The sequence below is a fragment of the Brevundimonas sp. genome, from assembly GCF_031082345.1.
Classification (GTDB): Bacteria; Pseudomonadota; Alphaproteobacteria; order Caulobacterales; family Caulobacteraceae; genus Brevundimonas.
The window spans coordinates 1-1,938 of sequence record NZ_JAVHLH010000368.1; the positions used below are offsets into that span (position 1 = coordinate 1).

At 72.7% G+C, this 1,938-nt stretch carries 2 protein-coding genes; both read right to left on the reverse strand.

The window, feature by feature from the left end:
- A partial coding sequence (locus RDU12_RS15370) for a pitrilysin family protein (RefSeq protein WP_308685510.1) occupies window positions 1–1,141 on the reverse strand: 1,141 nt, incomplete at its 3' end.
- Between the two features lie 50 nt (window positions 1,142–1,191).
- Window positions 1,192–1,914 carry an SURF1 family protein gene (locus RDU12_RS15375; RefSeq protein ID WP_300291551.1) on the reverse strand — a complete coding sequence of 241 codons (723 nt, stop codon included), beginning with the start codon at window positions 1,912–1,914 and terminating at the stop codon, window positions 1,192–1,194.
- Between the last annotated feature and the right edge of the window lie 24 nt (window positions 1,915–1,938).

Genomic DNA, 1,938 nt, shown 5'->3' on the forward strand with positions numbered 1-1,938 from the left:
CGGCCCGTCCCGCGGACAGGCACGCCGCCGCGGCCGCGCGGACATCCTCGGCGCTCTGGGCCAGCGTCCGTTCGGCCATGGTCTGCGAGGCGATCGGCGCGCCGAAGATCAGCACCTGGGCCGCCGCCCGGCCCGCCCGGGCCGCCGGGCTTTCATCGGACATCCACAGGCCGGCGTTCATCACCGCCTTGGCCCGCGACAGCTCCGCCGCGGTCGGCCCGCTCGCGGCCAGGGCCTTGATCTCGGCCGCGCACACCTGCGCCAGCTCGACGGCCCGATCGGCCGAGGCCCCGGCGAAGACGCCCAGCAGGCCGGCGTCCTCATAGGGTTCGTGATAGGCGTCGATGGCGTAGGCCAGGCCGCGCTCCTCGCGGGCGCTCTGGAACAGCCGCGAGGCCATGCCGCCGCCGAGGATCTCGGTCATCAGCCGCGCCGCCGCATAGGACGGATCCGCCGCCGAGGGGGCCGGCAGCTGGAACACGATGTTGGCCTGCTCGATCCGGCGCGACAGGGCCGCGTCGCCGCCGGTGAAGCGCGGAACGTCGGGCGTCTCGGCCGGGGTCGTCGTCTCGCCGCCGAACCAGCGCTCCGCCAGCGCCAGCAGTTCAGCTTCGTCCACCGCGCCCGAGGCGGCGACCACCATCCGGTCGGGCGAATACAGCCGGGCCCGCCAGTCACCGATCGACGCCCGCGTGATGGGCGCGAGGCTGGCCACCGAGCCGAGAATCGGCCGCCCCAGCGGCTGGCTCCCGAAGGCGCGGGTCTGGGCCATTTCGAAGACGTGATCGTCGGGCGTGTCGAAGGCCTCGGCGATCTCCTGGGCCACGACATCCTTTTCGCGCTCGATCTCGGCGGGATCGAGGGTCGGGCGGAACACCAGGTCGGACACCACCTGCATGGCCAGCGGCAGGGAGCCGTGCAGGGCGCGGACCTCGAAACTGGTCCGCTCATAGCCGGTCGAGGCGTTCAGCGAGCCGCCCTCGGCCTCGATGCGCTCGACGATCTCGCGCGCGCCCATGTCGCCGGCGCCCTTGAAGACGAGGTGTTCGAGGCAGTGGGACCAGCCGGACCGGGCCTCGTCCTCCCATTTGGCCCCGCCGCGCACGGCGACGGTCAGGGCGAGGGTGCGCAGCCCGGGCATGGGATCGCAGACGACGCGGAGACCATTGGACAGGGTGTGGAGGGTGGCGGTCAGGAGGCGTCCTTTGCCCCGGCGGCGGGGGCGGCCAGCTTGCGTCGAAGCAGGGCGATATAGAAGGCGATCAGGGCCAGCGCGAGGCCGAACCAGGTGATGGCGTAGCCGAGATGGTTGTTGGAGAAGGCAGCCGGCGGCGCCGACGGCTTCAGCGCCGGCCAGTCGGGGTTGGAGGACTCCAGCGCGAACAGGGTCCACGGCGCGACCGGGCCGTCCACGCCGAGCGCGCGGGCCATGGCCGCGTTGTCGCGGGCGAAGAAGCGGCGTCCCTCGGACGCCAGGGCCATCGGTCCGGGGGCGGGCGTCTCGCGCACCTCCGCCGTCAGCCGGACGGGAGCTCCGGACCGCGAGACCGGCGGGCGGGCGGAGACGTCGGCGGCGACGAAACCGCGATCGACCAGCAGGGTCCGGGCGTAGCCGGGATGGCGGCAGGCCGAGATCAGACGAACCCCCGGCTGGCCCTCGTAAATGCTCTGGAGCTCCACGAACGGCGCGGCGGCCAGTCCGGGACAGACTAACGACACCTTGCGGAATTCGGGATCGTCCCTCGCCCCGAACACGACGTCCGGAGCTTCCGGCGCGGCCCTGGAGGCCAGGGCGGACTGGGCGATCAGGTCCTGTTTCCACTGCAGGCGCTGGACCTGCCAGACGCCGAGATAGACCAGCAGGGCCAACAGCAGTCCGGAGGCGATGGTCAGCCCCCAGGGAAACCGGCGCATCTATTCCTCCCCCGCAGGGGGAGG

Excerpts from the sequence above, each read along its gene's own strand:
- RDU12_RS15375 (WP_300291551.1), bottom strand. The coding sequence starts at position 1,914 with ATGCGCCGGTTTCCCTGGGGGCTGACCATCGCCTCCGGACTGCTGTTG.